This is a genomic window from Pseudomonas sp. WS 5027, from assembly GCF_012985695.1.
Classification (GTDB): domain Bacteria; phylum Pseudomonadota; class Gammaproteobacteria; order Pseudomonadales; family Pseudomonadaceae; genus Aquipseudomonas; species Aquipseudomonas hygromyciniae.
In genome coordinates this window covers 102,027-118,452 of sequence record NZ_JAAQWU010000007.1, presented here as the reverse complement: position 1 = coordinate 118,452, position 16,426 = coordinate 102,027, and the positions used below count along the sequence as shown (strand labels likewise).

At 61.1% G+C, this 16,426-nt stretch carries 19 protein-coding genes and 2 pseudogenes; 16 read left to right on the top strand and 5 right to left on the bottom strand.

All coding sequences use genetic code 11. From position 1 onward, the window contains the following. Positions 1 to 6 precede the first annotated feature (6 nt). From HBO09_RS11235 to HBO09_RS11210, 6 genes are all read left to right on the top strand, one after another. Positions 7 to 723 (top strand): TetR family transcriptional regulator, encoded by a 717-nt coding sequence (locus HBO09_RS11235; RefSeq protein WP_029300174.1) that lies wholly within the window; start codon positions 7 to 9, stop codon positions 721 to 723. A gap of 154 nt (positions 724 to 877) precedes the next feature. Next, positions 878 to 1,426, top strand: a complete 549-nt coding sequence (locus HBO09_RS11230) for a hypothetical protein (protein ID WP_169996800.1) — start codon at positions 878 to 880, stop codon at positions 1,424 to 1,426. Positions 1,427 to 1,447: 21 nt separating this feature from the next. Next, positions 1,448 to 2,725, top strand: a complete 1,278-nt coding sequence (locus HBO09_RS11225) for a flavohemoglobin expression-modulating QEGLA motif protein (RefSeq protein ID WP_029300170.1) — start codon at positions 1,448 to 1,450, stop codon at positions 2,723 to 2,725. 152 nt (positions 2,726 to 2,877) lie between these two features. Next, on the top strand, positions 2,878 to 3,792 hold the full coding sequence (locus HBO09_RS11220; protein ID WP_169996802.1) for an alpha/beta hydrolase: 915 nt from the start codon (positions 2,878 to 2,880) through the stop codon (positions 3,790 to 3,792). Further along, complete coding sequence (locus HBO09_RS11215) at positions 3,789 to 4,115, top strand: hypothetical protein (protein WP_169996804.1); 327 nt, start codon at positions 3,789 to 3,791, stop codon at positions 4,113 to 4,115. The genes HBO09_RS11220 and HBO09_RS11215 overlap by 4 nt, the downstream gene beginning before the upstream one ends. Before the next feature lie 98 nt (positions 4,116 to 4,213). Next, a complete protein-coding gene (locus HBO09_RS11210; RefSeq protein WP_169996806.1) occupies positions 4,214 to 4,534 on the top strand; it encodes a hypothetical protein in 321 nt (106 codons plus the stop codon). A gap of 93 nt (positions 4,535 to 4,627) precedes the next feature. On the opposite strand, the gene HBO09_RS11205 is transcribed toward HBO09_RS11210, so the two are convergent. The 3 genes from HBO09_RS11205 to HBO09_RS11195 all read right to left on the bottom strand — a co-directional run bounded on the left by HBO09_RS11205 (position 4,628) and on the right by HBO09_RS11195 (position 6,528). Continuing rightward, positions 4,628 to 5,410, bottom strand: coding sequence for an OmpA family protein (locus tag HBO09_RS11205; protein WP_169996808.1), 783 nt, complete (start codon positions 5,408 to 5,410; stop codon positions 4,628 to 4,630). 54 nt (positions 5,411 to 5,464) lie between these two features. Beyond that, positions 5,465 to 5,890 (bottom strand): DUF4398 domain-containing protein, encoded by a 426-nt coding sequence (locus HBO09_RS11200; protein WP_029300159.1) that lies wholly within the window; start codon positions 5,888 to 5,890, stop codon positions 5,465 to 5,467. 293 nt (positions 5,891 to 6,183) lie between these two features. Next, positions 6,184 to 6,528, bottom strand: coding sequence for a pilin assembly protein (locus tag HBO09_RS11195; protein WP_169996810.1), 345 nt, complete (start codon positions 6,526 to 6,528; stop codon positions 6,184 to 6,186). A gap of 183 nt (positions 6,529 to 6,711) precedes the next feature. Here HBO09_RS11195 and ppc point away from each other — a divergent pair, with 183 nt between their 5' ends. The 9 genes and pseudogenes from ppc to HBO09_RS11160 all read left to right on the top strand — a co-directional run bounded on the left by ppc (position 6,712) and on the right by HBO09_RS11160 (position 14,188). After that, on the top strand, positions 6,712 to 9,357 hold the full coding sequence (gene ppc / locus HBO09_RS11190; protein ID WP_169996812.1) for a phosphoenolpyruvate carboxylase: 2,646 nt from the start codon (positions 6,712 to 6,714) through the stop codon (positions 9,355 to 9,357). Positions 9,358 to 9,650: 293 nt separating this feature from the next. Then, the gene (gene adk, locus HBO09_RS11185; RefSeq protein WP_169996814.1) at positions 9,651 to 10,298 is read left to right on the top strand and encodes an adenylate kinase; all 648 of its coding nucleotides are present in this window, start codon (positions 9,651 to 9,653) and stop codon (positions 10,296 to 10,298) included. A 90-nt stretch (positions 10,299 to 10,388) separates the two neighbouring features. Continuing rightward, the gene (gene tsaB / locus HBO09_RS11180) at positions 10,389 to 11,075 is read left to right on the top strand and encodes a tRNA (adenosine(37)-N6)-threonylcarbamoyltransferase complex dimerization subunit type 1 TsaB (protein WP_169996816.1); all 687 of its coding nucleotides are present in this window, start codon (positions 10,389 to 10,391) and stop codon (positions 11,073 to 11,075) included. Positions 11,076 to 11,093: 18 nt separating this feature from the next. Beyond that, positions 11,094 to 11,183, top strand: a pseudogene (locus tag HBO09_RS28905) (outer membrane lipoprotein carrier protein LolA); the annotation flags it as partial. A 41-nt stretch (positions 11,184 to 11,224) separates the two neighbouring features. Continuing rightward, positions 11,225 to 11,323: pseudogene (locus HBO09_RS28900) on the top strand (outer membrane lipoprotein carrier protein LolA); the annotation flags it as partial. A 128-nt stretch (positions 11,324 to 11,451) separates the two neighbouring features. After that, a complete protein-coding gene (locus HBO09_RS11175; RefSeq protein WP_169996818.1) occupies positions 11,452 to 11,772 on the top strand; it encodes a hypothetical protein in 321 nt (106 codons plus the stop codon). Continuing rightward, positions 11,772 to 12,632, top strand: coding sequence for a DUF72 domain-containing protein (locus tag HBO09_RS11170; protein WP_169996821.1), 861 nt, complete (start codon positions 11,772 to 11,774; stop codon positions 12,630 to 12,632). Before HBO09_RS11175 ends, HBO09_RS11170 begins: the two co-directional genes overlap by 1 nt. A gap of 26 nt (positions 12,633 to 12,658) precedes the next feature. Then, on the top strand, positions 12,659 to 13,486 hold the full coding sequence (locus HBO09_RS11165) for an isocitrate lyase/phosphoenolpyruvate mutase family protein (RefSeq protein ID WP_169996824.1): 828 nt from the start codon (positions 12,659 to 12,661) through the stop codon (positions 13,484 to 13,486). Between the two features lie 3 nt (positions 13,487 to 13,489). After that, a complete protein-coding gene (locus HBO09_RS11160) occupies positions 13,490 to 14,188 on the top strand; it encodes an extensin family protein (protein WP_169996826.1) in 699 nt (232 codons plus the stop codon). Between the two features lie 3 nt (positions 14,189 to 14,191). Here HBO09_RS11160 and HBO09_RS11155 read toward each other — a convergent pair whose 3' ends face one another. Further along, positions 14,192 to 14,812: an energy transducer TonB gene (locus tag HBO09_RS11155; protein ID WP_169996828.1), complete on the bottom strand. Its 621-nt coding sequence runs from the start codon at positions 14,810 to 14,812 to the stop codon at positions 14,192 to 14,194. A gap of 95 nt (positions 14,813 to 14,907) precedes the next feature. On the opposite strand from HBO09_RS11155, the gene HBO09_RS11150 reads away from it, so the two are divergent. Then, positions 14,908 to 15,690, top strand: coding sequence for a class I SAM-dependent methyltransferase (locus HBO09_RS11150; RefSeq protein ID WP_169996830.1), 783 nt, complete (start codon positions 14,908 to 14,910; stop codon positions 15,688 to 15,690). Between the two features lie 47 nt (positions 15,691 to 15,737). Here HBO09_RS11150 and HBO09_RS11145 read toward each other — a convergent pair whose 3' ends face one another. After that, entirely contained in the window at positions 15,738 to 16,373 is a 636-nt protein-coding gene (locus HBO09_RS11145) for a TetR/AcrR family transcriptional regulator (protein ID WP_169996832.1), read from the bottom strand. Between the last annotated feature and the right edge of the window lie 53 nt (positions 16,374 to 16,426).

The following is a 16,426-nucleotide window of genomic DNA, read 5'->3' as shown; positions in this document are numbered from 1 at the left end:
TCTTTCGTGAAGCGCGTAATGGCTCAAGAGGGCGCCGCTGGCATCGCCGCCGCCGTGGCAGAAAGTGTTCAGTACCAGGGCCGCAAGGCCAGTCGCCAGGGCAGCGAGCAGCGTCGCCAGGATATCCTTGATGCGGCCATGCGCATTGTCGTGCGCGATGGTGTGCGGGCCGTGCGCCATCGTGCGGTGGCGGCAGAGGCCGGTGTGCCACTGTCGGCCACCACCTATTATTTCAAGGATATCGACGACCTGCTCACCGACACCTTTGCCCAATATGTGGAGCGCAGTGCAGCGTTCATGGGCAAGTTGTGGGTGCGCAACGAGGGCTTGTTGCGGGAAATGGTGGCCTACGGTGATGGCAGTGCCGAGTCACGCTCGCAACTGGCCGATGATATTGCGCGCCTGACCGCCGATTACGTGCTGCGCCAACTGCTGAACCGGCGCGAATACTTGATGGCCGAACAGGCGTTTCGCCAGGAGGCCTTGTTGAACCCGCGCCTGGGCGAGTTGGTCCGTTCGCACCAGCAGATTTTGTTGCAGGGCACTTGCCAGTTTTTCCAGGTGCTGGGCTCCCGTGAGCCGCAACAGGATGCCAAAGTGTTGACGGCTATTATCAGTCGGATGGAATATCAGGGCCTGCTGTTCGAGCCCGAGGCGCTGACCGGTGAAGAAATGCTCGAGATTCTCAAGCGTTACATGCACCTGGTCCTGGCCTCGGTCTAAGGTTTTAGCAGCACTATGGCCCCCCCATGTAGGAGCGAGCTTGCTCGCGAAGGGCGTTAACGATAACGCGGGGAACCTGACTCCCCGCGTTGCCCTCAGGCTTTTCGCGAGCAAGCTCGCTCCTACAGAAGATCGCTCATTGCTGGAGTATCCGATGAAAGCTTGGCGTGTAATGGTGATCGCAATGTCGTTCCTGCTTCTGGGCGGCTGCCTGGTGACCTTCAAGGAGCCTTTGCCGGCCAATGAGGCAGCGCCGGATGCGCTGTTGGGCAAGTGGGCCAGCAAGAATGCCTGGGGCGAACCGCTCAACCTGCAGATCAGCCGCGCTGGCAATCATCGCTACAAGGCGGTGAGCACCTCGCAGACCAAACCGGTCAAGCGCGACGAATACCTGTTCAGCGTGTCCCGCCACGGCAACCGCTGGTACCTGTCGGCGCCGCTGCCGGACAAGCTCGGCGGGCACTTTATCCTCGCCGGCTTCGAATTCAATGATGCCCGCGAACTGGTGGTCTATAACCTCGATCCCGAGGCGATCAACCAGGCCATCGCGCAGAAAATCCTGCAGGGCAGCAGTGTGGAAACAGTCGAGGGCGACGGGACATTGATCGACAGCCCCATCAATCAGGTCCTGGCTTACCTGGATGATCCGGCCAACGCCGATGTGTTTGTCGAAGCCGTGCGCTATCAGCGTGTGGGCAAATAACGTTTAAAGAGGAAGCACCGGGTGGACGATTACCAGCAGACGATACGCACCTTGTCCGATCGCATTGTGCTGGCGCAAACACCGATTCGCGTCCTCGACGCCGTGAAGTGGGACGACAACATTCGCAAGGGCTTCCTTCAGGGCAAGGGCAAGCACATGCCGGCGGTGGACCGCGACTATTACCTGAACCGGCCACTGTCGTTCGATTCCAGCAAGGTGAAGCTGGAGTTCCAGAACATCGAGCGTGATATCACCCGCCAGTTGGGGCAATTCAACCCGGTCGGGCAGATCATGCGGCGCATGTGCAAGGAATACCGCATGGTGGTGCGCATGCTCGAGGCCCGTGGCACCGAGGATTTCGGCCTGATTTCCCAGGAACTCTACGGCGCCGCCTCCGATGCATTCCATGCCGGCGACCCGACCCTGGCCGACCTGGGCCTGATGCTTTCCGACTACCTGAACAACATCGACGGGCGTGGCGACCTCAAGGACGAAGCCAAGACCTTGACCGCCAAGGACGCCGTGAGCCTGCTGCAAAGCCGGCTGAACAAGGTGTTTGGCGAGGCTGAGGAAACCATCCGCGTATTTGAGTCCGACGGCATTGTGGCCGACGCCGCGGCGGGTGCCGACTACATCAAGATCCGCGCCGATGCGATGTTCAACGAGCGTGATGTGCGGGCCCTGGAAGTCCATGAAGGGCTGGTCCACGTGGGCACCACCCTTAATGGTCAGAACCAGCCGATCTGCACCTTCCTGTCCAAGGGGCCACCGTCGTCGACCGTGACCCAGGAAGGTCTGGCGATCCTCATGGAGATCATCACCTTCGCCTCCTACCCCAGCCGCCTGCGCAAGCTGACCAACCGCACCCGCGCGATCCATATGGTGGAAGAGGGCGCCGATTTCCTTCAGGTGTTCGAGTTCTTCCGCGAGCAAGGCTTTGAAATGGCCGAGAGCTACGGCAACGCCAGCCGGGTGTTCCGTGGCTCGACGCCGACGGGCCTGCCGTTTACCAAGGATTTGTCCTATCTCAAGGGCTTTATCATGGTCTACAACTACATCCAGCTGGCCGTGCGCAAAGGCAAGCTGGAGCAGGTGCCGCTGTTGTTCTGCGGCAAGACCACCCTGGAAGACATGCGCACCTTGCGCCAATTGGTGGACGAAGGCCTGGTGGTCCCGCCTAAATACCTGCCGGACCAGTTCCGCGATATGAACGCGTTGTCGGCGTGGATGTGTTTCTCCAACTTCCTCAACCACCTGAGCCTGGATCGGATCGAGGCGGATTACTCCAATATCCTCTGACCCACCCCCATCAACTGTGGGAGCTGGCTTGCCTGCGATCGCGACCTGTCAGGCACTGGTGGAGTAGCTGACAGCCCGCTATCGCAGGCAAGCCAGCTCCTATAGTTAATCTTCAGGGCTGTATGGTCAGCCCATTTGCGAGGTTTCAACGGATGAGACTCCTCGGCATTCTATGCCTGCTTCTGACCCTCAATGGCTGCAGCTCGCTCTTGTTCTATCCCGAGCCCGGCCTGCCATTTACCCCGCAACAGGCGCGCCTGGAATACCGTGACGTCACCCTGACCACCGCCGATGGCTTGAAGCTGCGTGCCTGGTGGTTGCCGGCCAAGCCTGGCGTGCCGCTCAAGGGCACGGTGCTGCACCTGCACGGCAACGGGGGCAACCTGTCCGGGCATCTCGGGGGCAGTTGGTGGTTGCCAGCCCAGGGTTATCAAGTGCTGATGCTGGACTACCGCGGCTATGGCGTATCGCAAGGCAAACCTGCGTTGCCGGCCATCTACCAGGACCTGGATGCCGCTTTCCAGTGGCTCGACCAGGCGCCCGAAACCCAGGGCCAGCCGCTGGTCGTCCTTGGCCAGAGCCTGGGCGGGGCGTTGGCGGTGCATTATCTGGCGGCTCACCCCGCGCGCCAGCCCCGGCTCAAGGCGCTGGTGTTGGATGGGGTGCCCGCCAGTTATCGTGATGTAGGGCAATTCGCCCTGAGTACTTCCTGGCTAACATGGCCGTTTCAGGTGCCGTTGTCGTGGCTGGTGCCGGACAGCGACAGCGCGATCCATGGCATGCCGCAGCTGACCGGCGTGCCGAAACTGCTGTTCCATAGTCTGGATGATCCGATCGTGCCGCTTTCCAACGGCATCCGTCTGTATCAAGCTGCGCCGCCGCCCAGGGTGCTGCAACTGACCCGGGGTGGGCATGTGCAGACCTTTGCCGACAAGACCTGGCAAACCGTGATGCTGCGCTATCTTGACGACCCGCAGCATTTCAATGGCCTGCGCCGCCTGGGGGAAATCCCCAATTACCCGGCGGCCGCCAATCCTAAAGTTGAATCATCAGAGAGCCCGCAATGAGCGAAGAACGCAACATGATCCCCCTGATCTTCACCGGCATCGGCACCATCATCGGCACTGTTGGCTGCCTGTGGTACTACGGTTACCTGCACTTCGCCAAGCCCGAGGATGCGTTGCTGCTCAGCGACTACACCATGCTCAAGACCGTGCCTGGCGAGGACTATAAAGTCTCCCTGACCCCGGCACCCCAGGTGGCGCAATGCGTGGATGGCGTGCTGGTGCTGTTCGACACCGAGCAAAAGGGGTTGACGGGCGTGCTGGTAAACAGCAAGAAGCAGGCAGTGCGCTGCATGGGCCAGGAAACACCGCAGTTGCAACAGTGACCAAACCGGTAATTTTTGGAACCACATTCCGTATGAAGCCACTGATTGGGGGGTCAGCACCGCTGACAAGCAACCCTTCAACTATGTGGAGCATCGCGATGAGTATTGGTGGAATAGGTGGTTTTAGCGGGTTTGGTAACTTCGGCGGCGCCGGCCTTGGTGATTCCGGCAACATGGTCGGCAAGGACGTGGGCGGCGCTCAGCAGCAGGGCAAAACTGACCCTGAAGCCTTGAAAAAGCTCCTGGAGATGCTGTTGGCCGGTGCCGGTGGTGCAGGCGGCTCTCAGGGCGCTGGCGGCAGTGGCGCCGGCGAAGGGGATGAGCAAGACCTGCTGCGCAAACAGATCAATAGCGAAAAACAGCAGGGTATGCAGAACATGATGCCCCAGGAGAACAACAACCCGGTCAAGTTCGGCTAACCGGAAGAAACCTGCAGGCAGGTGTTTTTTTTTGCAAAAAAAAGCCCTGCCTGGAACTCAGGCAGGGCTTTCAGACCGGTAGACGTCAGTCGGTTATTGCACCGAAGAACGTGGCTTGACCGGCTGGTTGTCGTTGGAGATGGTCACTTCAACGCGGCGGTTCATGGCACGGCCCGAAACGCTGGCGTTATCGGCAATCGGGTATTCCTTGCCATAGCCTGCGGTCACGATGCGGCTTGGGTTAACGCCCATCTTGATCAGCGCAACCTGTACCGAAGTGGCACGGCGCTCAGACAGGGTCTGGTTGTAGGCCGCGCTGCCAGTGCTGTCGGTGTAGCCTTCAACGATGACTTTGCGATCCGGGTTTTCCTGGAGGAATTGCGCCAGTTTGTTGATGTTCATCAGACCGCTGGATTTCAGGTCGGCCTTGTTGGTGGCGAACAGCACATCACCGAAAGTCACCAAGGTACCGCGCTCGGTCTGCTTGGCATTCAAGCTGTTTTGCAGCTGCTTGATCTGCGCGTCGCGGGCTTCGAGCAGGGCGCGGGCACGTTCGTCGCCGGCGTTTTTCAGCTTGGCTTCGGACTCGCGCAGGGCAATGGTGTCCTTGGCGACTTCAACACGCTGATTGGTCAGGTAGGCCAGTTGGTCGACCTTCTTCTCGTCTTCCTTGTCGCGATAGGCCTTGTCGGCCTTGTCCAGCCATTCGCTGGCGTCCTTGGTTTCCAGGGCGGCGATTTTGGTCGCTTGTGGGTTGGCTTGCAGGGCCGAGAAGTTGGTCCGTGCGTTTTCCAGGTTCGCGTTAGGCGGGGTGGAGCAGGCCGCCAGTGCAACGCTCATCGCCAGCAGGGCAGGGATCATCAATTGTTTACGCATAATGGTGTCGTCCTTTCAATTCGATTTCGGATGCGATGCAAACAAGGGCGTTGCTTACTTCTGCTGGATCACAGCAGGGCGCATGCCTTCGTTACGCAGCTCCTGAACAGCCTTCTGGGAGTCCTTGAGCGCCAGATCAGCCTTGGCAGCCTGGGCCTTGCGCTCTGCAACGCGAGCGTCCCACTCAGCCTGTTCGGCCAGACGACGGGCTTCGTCGTACTTCTTGTCATGCATGGCCAACTCGGCTTGCTTGAGCTTGTCCTGGGCAGCTTTCATTTCCACGGCAGCGTACTCGGTACCGCCAGCGCTTACGGCGCTGTTCACGGCCGATTGGGTCACCGCGTACTGCTCGGTCGGCGGGTTGCCGGCGCAGCCCGCGAGGACGAAGCTGGTGCCGATTGCCAACGCGGCCAATTTAAGCCCGCGCAGGTGGTTAAACGAGGATTTGGCAGTGCTGGTCTTCATCGTCTTCAACTCCATTGGATAACTCCTGAAAAACATCAAATCCATCTACGGTGTTCAGCGTCTGCGTTTTGGCGGTGAAGCTCAGTTTGCCTTTTCAAACGCCTGTTCCAAGTGATGGCTTACTGGCTGTGACCCGAGGCTTTTTTGAATAGTTCAGCCAAAGATGGCGATTTGCCCGAAAAAAAATCTAAACAAATCTGACTGAAGGGTCAGCGTTTAAAAATTGGAACTTTTGCCACGTGCAGCGGTATGCCGGGCCTATAAAAGGCCCGGTGCGCAGGGGGATGGAGTTTTTTCGCGGATGTTTATCAGTGTTTCTGATCGTCAGGCATGGCCGACAGATCGTGCAGGTAGCGCCGTGAAAGCGACAGGAAGCGTGGCGTCGGGCCGATATCCTCATACAGCGGATCACCCTCTTCATCGGTTGCAACCACATGCTGGCCCTGGATATAGGGAAAGCTGGCTTCCAGCTCTTCGAGGGCGGCGCCGATCAGTTCGCCGAGCAATTCCTCGGTGCTGCGCTTGGGGTACATCTCGCGGATGGCCGCCAGCCGTGCGGCGGCCTCTACATCCAGGTGGATGGCATATTCGGTCCGGGTCAGGCGACCCTTGGCGGTTTCTTCCCATTGCTGGGCCAGTTCTCGGATTTTCATGGCAACCTCAGTTATGCCCAGGGTAGCGGGCGGTGATGAGTGACCGGTCGCGGCGTGGATAACGCGACGACGTACCTTTGAGACTAGCTGCAACCGCCAAGGTTTAAAGTTCCTTGTAAGACCGCGCCTTGATCGGCACTCTTGAAGGTCAAAGCGTCCCGGATTCTGGCTGGAGATTGGCTGATGAGCGATATCGATGCACGTTTGCGTGAAGATGTTCACCTGCTGGGTGAACTGCTGGGCAACACGATTCGAGAGCAGTACGGTGATGAGTTCCTCGCCAAGATCGAGCAGATCCGCAAAGGCGCAAAGGCCGATCGCCGTGGTGGCGCCACGGAGGCGGCGGCCGGCGAAGAACTCAGTGCCAGCCTCAACCAATTGCAGGAAGACGAGCTGCTGCCGGTGGCGCGTGCGTTCAACCAGTTCCTTAACCTGGCCAATATCGCCGAACAGTACCAACTGATTCACCGGCGTGATGAATCACAGCCGGCCCCATTCGAATCGCGAGTGCTCCCCGAGTTGCTGGCGCGCCTGCAGCGTGAAGGCCATAGCAGCGAATCTTTGGCCCGACAGTTGGCGCGCCTGGAAATCGAACTGGTGCTCACCGCCCACCCGACGGAAGTCGCGCGCCGCACGCTGATCCAGAAATACGACGCTATCGCCGCCCAATTGGCCTTGCAGGATCACCGTGACCTGACCGGTGCTGAGCGCGAGCAGATTCGCCAACGTTTGCAACGGCTGATCGCCGAAGCCTGGCACACCGAAGAAATCCGCCGCACTCGGCCCACTCCGGTGGACGAAGCCAAATGGGGATTTGCGGTAATCGAGCATTCGCTGTGGCACGCCATCCCCAACTATCTGCGCAAAGCCGATCAAGCCTTGCACGCCGCCACCGGCCTGCGCCTGCCCTTGGAGGCGGCACCGATCCGCTTTGCCTCGTGGATGGGCGGTGACCGAGACGGCAACCCCAACGTGACGGCACCCGTGACCCGCGAAGTGCTGTTGCTGGCGCGTTGGATGGCGGCGGATCTGTACTTGCGCGACATCGATCACCTGGCATCGGAGCTGTCGATGCAGCAGGCCAGCCCCGAGTTGCAGGCCAAGGTCGGTGATAGCGTCGAACCTTATCGGGCCTTGCTCAAACAACTGCGCGAACGCCTGCGCGCCACGCGCAATTGGGCGCATGCGGCGTTGACCAGCAGCATCCCGGCGCCGGCCGATGTGCTGCAAAACAATCGCGACCTGCTGGAGCCGCTGGAGCTGTGCTACCAGTCCCTGCACGCCTGCGGCATGGGGGTGATTGCCGACGGCCCGTTGCTTGATTGCCTGCGCCGAGCGGTAACGTTCGGCCTGTTCCTGGTACGCCTGGATGTGCGCCAGGACTCCAGTCGCCATTCGGCGGCGATGACCGAGATCACCGACTATCTGGGCCTGGGCCGCTATGAAGACTGGGACGAAGATGCGCGCATCACCTTCCTGATGAAGGAGTTGGCCAACCGTCGCCCCTTGTTGCCAGGCTACTTCAAGCCTTCGGCCGACACCGCCGAGGTGCTCAATACCTGTAAGGAAATTGCCGCTGCGCCGGCGGCTTCCCTCGGTTCCTACGTCATCTCCATGGCGGGCGCGGCATCCGATGTGTTGGCGGTGCAGTTGTTGCTCAAGGAGTCCGGGGTGCAGCGGCCGATGCGCGTGGTGCCGTTGTTCGAGACCCTGGCCGACCTGGACAACGCCGGCCCGGTGATCGAACGCCTGTTGCTGTTGCCCGGCTACCGTGCGCGGTTGCAAGGCCCGCAGGAAGTGATGATCGGCTATTCGGACTCGGCCAAGGACGCTGGCACCACCGCCGCGGCCTGGGCGCAGTACCGGGCCCAGGAGCGCCTGGTGGATATCTGTCGCGAGCAGCAGGTGGAACTGTTGTTGTTCCATGGGCGCGGCGGCACCGTGGGCCGTGGCGGCGGCCCGGCCCACGCGGCGATTCTGTCGCAGCCGCCGGGTTCGGTCGCCGGGCGTTTTCGCACCACCGAGCAAGGCGAGATGATTCGCTTCAAGTTCGGCTTGCCGGATATCGCCGAGCAGAACCTCAATCTGTACCTGGCTGCGGTGCTGGAGGCGACCTTGTTGCCACCGCCGCCACCAGAGCCGGCCTGGCGGCATTTGATGGATGAGTTGGCGGCCGATGGCGTCAGCGCCTATCGCGCGGTGGTGCGGGAAAATCCGCAGTTCGTCGAGTATTTTCGCCAGTCCACGCCCGAACAGGAACTGGGCCGCTTGCCCCTGGGCAGTCGCCCGGCCAAGCGCCGTGCGGGGGGCATCGAAAGCCTGCGGGCGATCCCGTGGATTTTCGGCTGGACCCAGACCCGCCTGATGCTGCCGGCCTGGCTGGGCTGGGAAGCGGCATTGAGCAAGGCCCTGGAGCGTGGCGAAGGTGAGTTGCTGGGGCAGATGCGCGAACAGTGGCCGTTCTTCCGCACCCGTATCGACATGCTGGAGATGGTCCTGGCCAAGGCCGACGCCGATATCGCCCGCCTGTACGACGAGCGTCTGGTGCAGCCCGACCTGCTGCCGTTGGGTGCGCATTTACGCGACCTATTGTCGCAGGCGTGCGCCGTGGTGCTTGGCTTGACCGGGCAGTCGCAGCTGCTGGCCCACAGTCCTGACACCCTGGAGTTCATCCGCCTGCGCAACACCTACCTCGATCCGTTGCACCTGTTGCAGGCCGAGCTGCTGGCCCGCTCTCGCCAGCAGGAAGCGACACAGGACAGCCCTCTGGAACAGGCGCTGCTGGTGTCCGTGGCTGGTATTGCCGCCGGGCTGCGTAATACCGGCTGACATTTCTGGCGTGTTCTCAAGGGCTTGCACACAAAACCGCCGGCTGACCCGAAAGGGCTCTGTCGGCGGTTTTGTGTCGGGGTTGCACCAAGGGATACCGCGACCAAAAGGCTTGTGTGGTGCGGGTTCTTCCGACTTTTGGCGGCTTGTGTGGTTAGGGCTCGCTGTGTATCTTGATCAGCCTTTGGCCGTTTGGGCGGCCTGGATTCGTATTTTTACGAGCATATTCTACGAGATTGGCCCCACGCGGCGAATCCGAGCGTCATCTCTATAAAAAATTGAGGAGCACATCGATGCGCGTCATTCTGCTGGGAGCTCCCGGGGCCGGTAAAGGTACTCAGGCAAAGTTCATCACTGAAAAGTTCGGCATTCCACAAATCTCCACTGGCGACATGCTGCGCGCTGCCGTCAAGGCCGGCACCGAGCTGGGCCTGATCGCCAAGAGCGTGATGGACAGCGGTGGCCTGGTCTCCGATGACCTGATCATCAACCTGGTCAAGGAACGCATCAGCCAGGAAGACTGCAAGAACGGTTTCCTGTTCGACGGTTTCCCACGCACCATCCCCCAGGCTGAAGCCCTGGTGAAGGCGGGCGTCGAGTTGGACGCCGTGGTCGAAATCGCCGTTGAAGATGAAGAGATCGTCCAGCGTATCGCCGGTCGCCGCGTTCACGAAGCGTCGGGCCGCGTCTACCACATCGTCTACAACCCGCCAAAAGTGGCTGGCAAGGATGATGTAACCGGTGACGACCTGGTGCAGCGTAAAGACGACACTGAAGAAACCGTGCGTCATCGCCTGTCGGTCTACCACTCCCAGACCAAGCCGCTGGTGGCGTTCTACCAGAACCTGTCGACTGCCCAGGGCAAGCCGAAGTACAGCCACATCCCGGGCGTAGGCTCGGTTGAAGCCATCACCGCCAAGGTGCTGCAAGCGCTGAGCTGATCTGACGATCGGCTTGACGTTCAACGGCCCGCTTGCGGGCCGTTGTTGTTTATACTGGCGCACTTTTTTTCGATTTGGACACCCACACCGATGAGCACCCTGCTGGCCCTGGACACCGCGACTGAAGCTTGCTCCGTTGCCCTGCTGCATAACGGCAAGGTCACGAGCCACTATGAGGTGATCCCGCGCCTGCACGCGCAAAAGCTGCTGCCGATGATCAAGCAGTTGTTGCTCGATGCCGGCACCACGTTGTCGGCGGTGGACGCCATCGCCTTTGGCCGTGGCCCGGGTGCGTTTACCGGTGTGCGTATCGCCATTGGTGTAGTGCAAGGCCTGGCGTTTGCCCTGGAGCGTCCGGTACTGCCGGTGTCCAACCTGGCAGTGCTGGCACAGCGCGCCCTGCGTGAGCATGGCGCGCAGCAGGTCGCGGCAGCCATTGATGCACGGATGGATGAAGTCTATTGGGGCTGCTACCGCGAAACCGCAGGTGAGATGTGCCTGGTCGGTGTCGAGGCCGTGCAGCCACCCGAGGCCGCTACCTTGCCGGCGGATGCCAGCGGTGACTGGTTTGGCGCCGGTACGGGCTGGGGTTATGGCGAGCGTATCGCCGTGCCCACGGTCGGCCAGGATGCCGTGATGCTGCCCCACGCCGAAGACTTGCTGACCTTGGCGCGTTTTGCCTGGGAGCGCGGCGAGGCGATCCCCGCCGACCAGGCCGCACCGGTCTACCTGCGCGATAAAGTGGCGCAGACCAAGGCCGAACGCCAACAGTCCTGACCCCTTGTAGGAGCGAGCTTGCTCGCGAAGGTCGCTAACGATAACGCGGTGAACCTGACTCCCCGCATTGCCCTGAGGTTTTTCGCGAGCAAGCTCGCTCCTACAGTGGGCGGGGTTGGAACACTTGCCGGTATTTTGTAGGAGCGAGCTTGCTCGCGAAGGTCGTTAACGATAACGCGGGGAACCTGACTCCCCGCATTGCCCTGAGGTTTTTCGCGAGCAAGCTCGCTCCTACAGGGGAGTGCATCGCCAATCGTCAGAATTTGCCCCCAGGGTTTAAACCTTTGCCCGTTTATGTGTTCTAGTTATCACCAGAGCATTTGCGCGCCAAGGAAAGTGCCGCTAAATTGCCATCATTGATCACGGATCTGCATGCATGCGTATAGACGGCTTTTCCTCCCAGTCCTACCCCCTCAAGCGCAAGCCCCGCAAGGCGAGCGTGAAGGTAGACGAGTCCGTCGAAGAGTCCCCCGACTTTATTGAAGTCCAGCCCGAAACATCCCAGGGTGCGGCGGTTTCCGCCCGTTCCCAAGGTGCCAGCGGCGCGCGGATCGGCGGCGTGCCGGCCCGCCAGCATGACATGATCTTCCCGCGCTCCATGAGCAAGAGCGTCGCCACGGCCCTGTCCAGCTACCTGACCACTGCCGGCTTTGTCGAATGGGATATGGAAGTGCTGGGTCTCGATATCTACATCTGATGTTGTTGCCTTATTTCCTCGGTTGCCCGTCCTGGAGTGAAAACGCCTGGCGCGAGTACCTGTATCCGCAAGACGCCCGGGCCACGGATTTTCTTGGGTTGTATTGCCAGGTGTTCAACGCCTGCGAGGGCAATACCACGTTCTACGCGCGGCCCTCGGTCGCGACTGTGCAGCGCTGGGCTGAGATCATGCCCGCGCACTTTCGCTTTACCGCCAAATTTCCCGGGGATATCAGCCACAGCGCTGACCTGCGCGAACAGTTGCCCGCTGCCGAAAGTTTCCTCGGCTTGATGAGCCCGCTGGGCGAGCGGGTTTCGCCACTGTGGTTGCAACTGCCAGCCAGTTTCACCCCACAGCGGCTGGGGGAGCTGGCAGGGTTTATCGACGGCCTGGAACGCCCTTTAGCGGTGGAAGTGCGTCACCGTGAGTTCTTCGCCAAGGGCGACGCCGAGCGCAGCCTCAACCGCCTGCTGCGTGACCGTGGTGTCGAGCGTATCTGCCTCGATCCTCGGGCCCTGTTCAGTTGCACTTCAACCTCGGCAGCGGTGCTCCATGCCCAATCGAAAAAGCCCAAGGTCCCGCCCCGGCCAGCGGCGTTGACCCAGTTTCCCCAGGTGCGCTTTATCGGCCACCCGGACCTGGAAGCCAACGATCCATTCCTGGTGCCGTGGGTTGAAAAAGTCGCCAGCTGGATCGAGGAAGGGCGCACGCCCTACGTGTTCCTGCACACCTCGGATAACCGCCTGGCGGCCCAGTTGGCCATGCGTTTTCATCAGCAATTGATGGTACGTCTGCCGGGGTTGCCGGCGTTGGCCCAACTGCATCGGGAACCCGCAGTAGAGCAACTGGGGTTACTCTAGGATTCTTTTTGTGCCTGGAGTCAGTCATGGATGCCCAAACCCTTCGCGCCGAATCCTTTAAAGCATTGCACGAGCGTGATCGTGCATTCGTAATGCCCAATCCGTGGGACGCCGGCTCCGCCAAGATGCTCGCCAGCCTCGGATTTGAAGCCTTGGCCACCACCAGCGCGGGGTTTGCCTTCAGTCTTGGGCGCCCTGATGCCGAAGGTGCGCTCTCGCTGGAAGATACCCTGGGCAACGCTGGGATGATCGTCCAGGCTACCGCGCTGCCGGTGGCGGCGGACCTGGAAAACGGGTTCAGCGATTCGCCCCAAGGTTGCGCCCAGAGCCTGTTGCGCGCTGCCGCTACGGGCATTGTCGGTGGGTCAATTGAAGACGCCACCGGGATAGCGGTCGACCCGATCTACCCCTTTGATCTTTCCGTTGAACGCATCGAGGCAGCCGTTGCCGCTGTACGCAGCTTGCCATTCCCTTTCATGCTGACGGCCCGTGCGGAAAACCTCCTGCATGGTCGCCTGGATTTGCCCGACACTATTCGCCGTTTGCAGGCCTACGCCGAAGCAGGCGCCGATGTGCTATATGCCCCCGGCCTGCGCAGTGCCGAGGAAGTATTGGCTGTGGTGCGGGCGGTGGCGCCAAAACCGGTGAATGTGTTGATGTCCGGTGGTCTCAAACTCTCTGTGGCGCAGTTGAGCGACATGGGCGTCAAGCGCATCAGCGTTGGCTCGGCCATGGCCCTGGCGGCCTATGGCGAGTTCTTCAGGGCTGCCCGGGAGATTAAGGAGCTGGGGACCTTTACCTTTACCGAGCGCTCGATGCCGTTCAGCCAGGCCAATCAATTGTTCAAGGCGTGAACCGTGGGTTTTCTCAAAGTCTTGGGGCTGTTGCTGCTGCTCGCTGCTGGCCTACTCGTGGGCATATGGCGCGGTTGGGTGCCGTTGCCCGCCGAGTGGAACCCCTGGGCGCCGCTGGATGTACAGTCGGCTCCCAACCTGCTGACGCGGTTCAAGCTCGGGCGTTTGCAGGATGATCCCGTGCTGTGCGACCAGGTGCTGAAAACCTCCGGGCTGCGGGTCAGTCATCAAGCGGACAGCCCGGCTGATGCTGCGTGCCCACTGCGCAATACGCTACGGGTGCAGGGCGCAGCGGTGGGGTTGAGCAGCAGTTTCCTCGCCAGTTGCCCGTTGGCGGTGGCGTTTGCCCTGTTCGAGCGCCACAGCTTGCAGCCGGCCGCCCAGGCGGTGTTTGGACAGGCGGTGACGCGGGTCGATCACCTGGGGAGTTTTGCCTGTCGCAATATGTACGGTCGTGCGCAAGGGCGACTTAGTCTGCACGCCTCGGCCAATGCCCTGGACATCGCCGGGTTCCGCCTGGCAGATGGGCGCAGTATCAATGTCTTGAAGGATTGGCCGGGAGAGGATGCCAGCGCGCGCTTTCTGCGTCAGGTGCGCGACAGTGCCTGCGACGATTTCAACGTGGTCTTGAGCCCGGACTACAACGCCGCCCATCGCAACCATTTCCATCTGGATATGGGGCGTTGGTGGGTGTGCCGCTAGGGATCAGGCCGCCAGGCGCAGGTTGTTGAGGATCAGTGGGCGCGCCCAGCCGCAATCGAAGTCCAGGGCCTTTTGCTGCTGCACCAGTTCTTCGTCAGGGTAAGGTTCGGCTGCCGGTGGCAGCAGGTCCAGTTCGAATTCGGCAATCGGCAGGAACAAAGGCTTGGGTTGCGGCGCCGGGCCCGGCTCGGGCAGTGGCTGGCCGGCGGTCAGAACGATCGGCCGTACCCAGCCACTTTCGAAATTCTGCTGGCGCTGCTGGGCGACGATTTCATCCTCCGGGAACGGCACGGCCGCCGGGGGCAGCAATTGCAGTTCGAACTCGGCAATCGGCAGGAACAGCGGCTCAGGTGGGGCGATCTCGGTGTCCTGGACATCGCAATGACGCTGGGTAACGATTTGCGTCAGCAGGTCGCTGCCGGCGCTGGGTTCGACTGAGGCATCCACCGGCACCGGATCTGCAGCCAACTGCGCACCTGGCTCCTGGCCAAGTTGCTCGGCCAACGCCCGGGCGAAGAAGTCCTGCCACACATGACTGACGCCGGCCAGCGCTTGGGTATTGCGCAGGCCGAAGTGGTTGTGGGTCGGCAGTACACCGGTGAATAGGGAATGAATGTCTGACATTTCTCTCGGTCGACGCTCAGGGTCTGGCAAAATGCCTGATCCTTTTTTATCGGCCGCTTTTTGCCGATCCTTAATATTTTTGAGCGTAGTAAACGATGAGCGAACAACCCGCGGCCAGCCGCATTCGGGTCGAGGCCTTGGCCGACGGTTTCCAGGCCCGTGCCCAGCACTGGGCCGAGCAGCTTGGCCTGCCTTTGCAGCTGGCGGACGCCGATTTTGCCCTGCAAGTGGGTGAGCACGGCCTGCAACTGCAACAGTTGGGGCCCGATGCGCCTGGGCCGGTGCGGGTGGATTTTGTCGAGGGTGGCGCGGCTCATCGCCGGCTCTACGGCGGTGGCAGCGGGCAGATGATTGCCAAGGCGGTTGGCGTGTCCCAAGGTGTGCGGCCCCGGGTACTGGATGCCACGGCCGGCCTGGGCAAGGACGCGTTCGTATTGGCTAGCCTGGGCTGTGAGATGAGCCTGATCGAGCGGCAACCGTTGATTGGTGCCTTGCTCGAAGATGGCCTGGCGCGCGGGGCAGATGATTTTGAAGTGGCCCCCATCGTCGCGCGAATGACCTTGCTCAAGGGCAACTCCATTGAGGTGATGCGCAATTGGGAAGGTGAGCCGCCGCAGGTGATCTACCTGGACCCGATGTTTCCCCATCGTGAGAAAACCGCCCTGGTGAAGAAAGAAATGCGCCTGTTTCGCCCGCTGGTGGGCGACGATCCGGATGCCCCGGCGTTGCTGGCGGCGGCCTTGGCCCTGGCCAGCCATCGGGTGGTGGTGAAGCGCCCGCGCAAGGCGCCGTGCATCGATGGGCCCAAGCCGAGCCATGCGCTGGATGGCAAATCCAGCCGGTACGATATTTATCCGAAGAAAGCGCTCAAGGCCTGAGGGCCTCATCGCCGGCCGGCGATGGCGCCAGATCGATCAACGACTGTTCAAGGCCGGTACGCCCGCATAAACAACCCCACCACTTCCTGCACATGCTCCTCGGCGGCCGCTTCGCTCAAGCGCTCGCCACAGCCATACAGCAAGCAGAAATTCGCCGTGCCCTTGAGCAGGCAAAAGAAGTGCTCGGCGGCGGTAAACGGCTTGTCGATGCGCAATGCCCCACTCTGGTTGATCTTGCCCAGTAAGCGCTCCATCCCCTGCAACATCCGCATGGGGCCGGCTTCGAAAAAGATCTGCGACAGTTTCGGGTCCTGATTGCCCGAGGTCATCATCAAGCGATGCAGGTTCACCGACTCCTCGCTATTGATCAGCAGGTGAAAGCCACGGGCGATGTTCAGCAGCACCCTCTCCACCGGCACACCGTCGGGTAGCTCGAAATACATCACCGGCAGCTGCGCTTCGCACTTGGCCTCGACGGCGGCGGTGAACAGCGTTTCCTTGTCGGTGAAGTGGCTGTAGACCGTCAGTTTCGACACGCCTGCCTCAAGGGCGACCGCGTCCATGCTGGTACTCGCGTAACCATTGCTCAAAAACAGGGTTTTTGCCGCGTCGAGGATTGCCTGGCGTTTTGCCATGTCCTTGGGACGCCCGGGGCTATTGGTGTTTACAGGATTGTCGGACATTTTCACTTTAATACTGGACTGGTGAGTTTGGTATTAATAACATACCGGCCAGT

Coding starts and splice junctions, on each gene's coding strand:
- HBO09_RS11230 (WP_169996800.1), top strand. CDS start 878: ATGAAAGCTTGGCGTGTAATGGTGATCGCAATGTCGTTCCTGCTTCTG.
- HBO09_RS11220 (WP_169996802.1), top strand. CDS start 2,878: ATGAGACTCCTCGGCATTCTATGCCTGCTTCTGACCCTCAATGGCTGC.
- HBO09_RS11215 (WP_169996804.1), top strand. CDS start 3,789: ATGAGCGAAGAACGCAACATGATCCCCCTGATCTTCACCGGCATCGGC.
- HBO09_RS11210 (WP_169996806.1), top strand. CDS start 4,214: ATGAGTATTGGTGGAATAGGTGGTTTTAGCGGGTTTGGTAACTTCGGC.
- HBO09_RS11205 (WP_169996808.1), bottom strand. CDS start 5,410: ATGCGTAAACAATTGATGATCCCTGCCCTGCTGGCGATGAGCGTTGCA.
- HBO09_RS11200 (WP_029300159.1), bottom strand. CDS start 5,890: ATGGAGTTGAAGACGATGAAGACCAGCACTGCCAAATCCTCGTTTAAC.
- HBO09_RS11195 (WP_169996810.1), bottom strand. CDS start 6,528: ATGAAAATCCGAGAACTGGCCCAGCAATGGGAAGAAACCGCCAAGGGT.
- ppc (WP_169996812.1), top strand. CDS start 6,712: ATGAGCGATATCGATGCACGTTTGCGTGAAGATGTTCACCTGCTGGGT.
- adk (WP_169996814.1), top strand. CDS start 9,651: ATGCGCGTCATTCTGCTGGGAGCTCCCGGGGCCGGTAAAGGTACTCAG.
- tsaB (WP_169996816.1), top strand. CDS start 10,389: ATGAGCACCCTGCTGGCCCTGGACACCGCGACTGAAGCTTGCTCCGTT.
- HBO09_RS11175 (WP_169996818.1), top strand. CDS start 11,452: ATGCGTATAGACGGCTTTTCCTCCCAGTCCTACCCCCTCAAGCGCAAG.
- HBO09_RS11170 (WP_169996821.1), top strand. CDS start 11,772: ATGTTGTTGCCTTATTTCCTCGGTTGCCCGTCCTGGAGTGAAAACGCC.
- HBO09_RS11165 (WP_169996824.1), top strand. CDS start 12,659: ATGGATGCCCAAACCCTTCGCGCCGAATCCTTTAAAGCATTGCACGAG.
- HBO09_RS11155 (WP_169996828.1), bottom strand. CDS start 14,812: ATGTCAGACATTCATTCCCTATTCACCGGTGTACTGCCGACCCACAAC.
- HBO09_RS11150 (WP_169996830.1), top strand. CDS start 14,908: ATGAGCGAACAACCCGCGGCCAGCCGCATTCGGGTCGAGGCCTTGGCC.
- HBO09_RS11145 (WP_169996832.1), bottom strand. CDS start 16,373: ATGTCCGACAATCCTGTAAACACCAATAGCCCCGGGCGTCCCAAGGAC.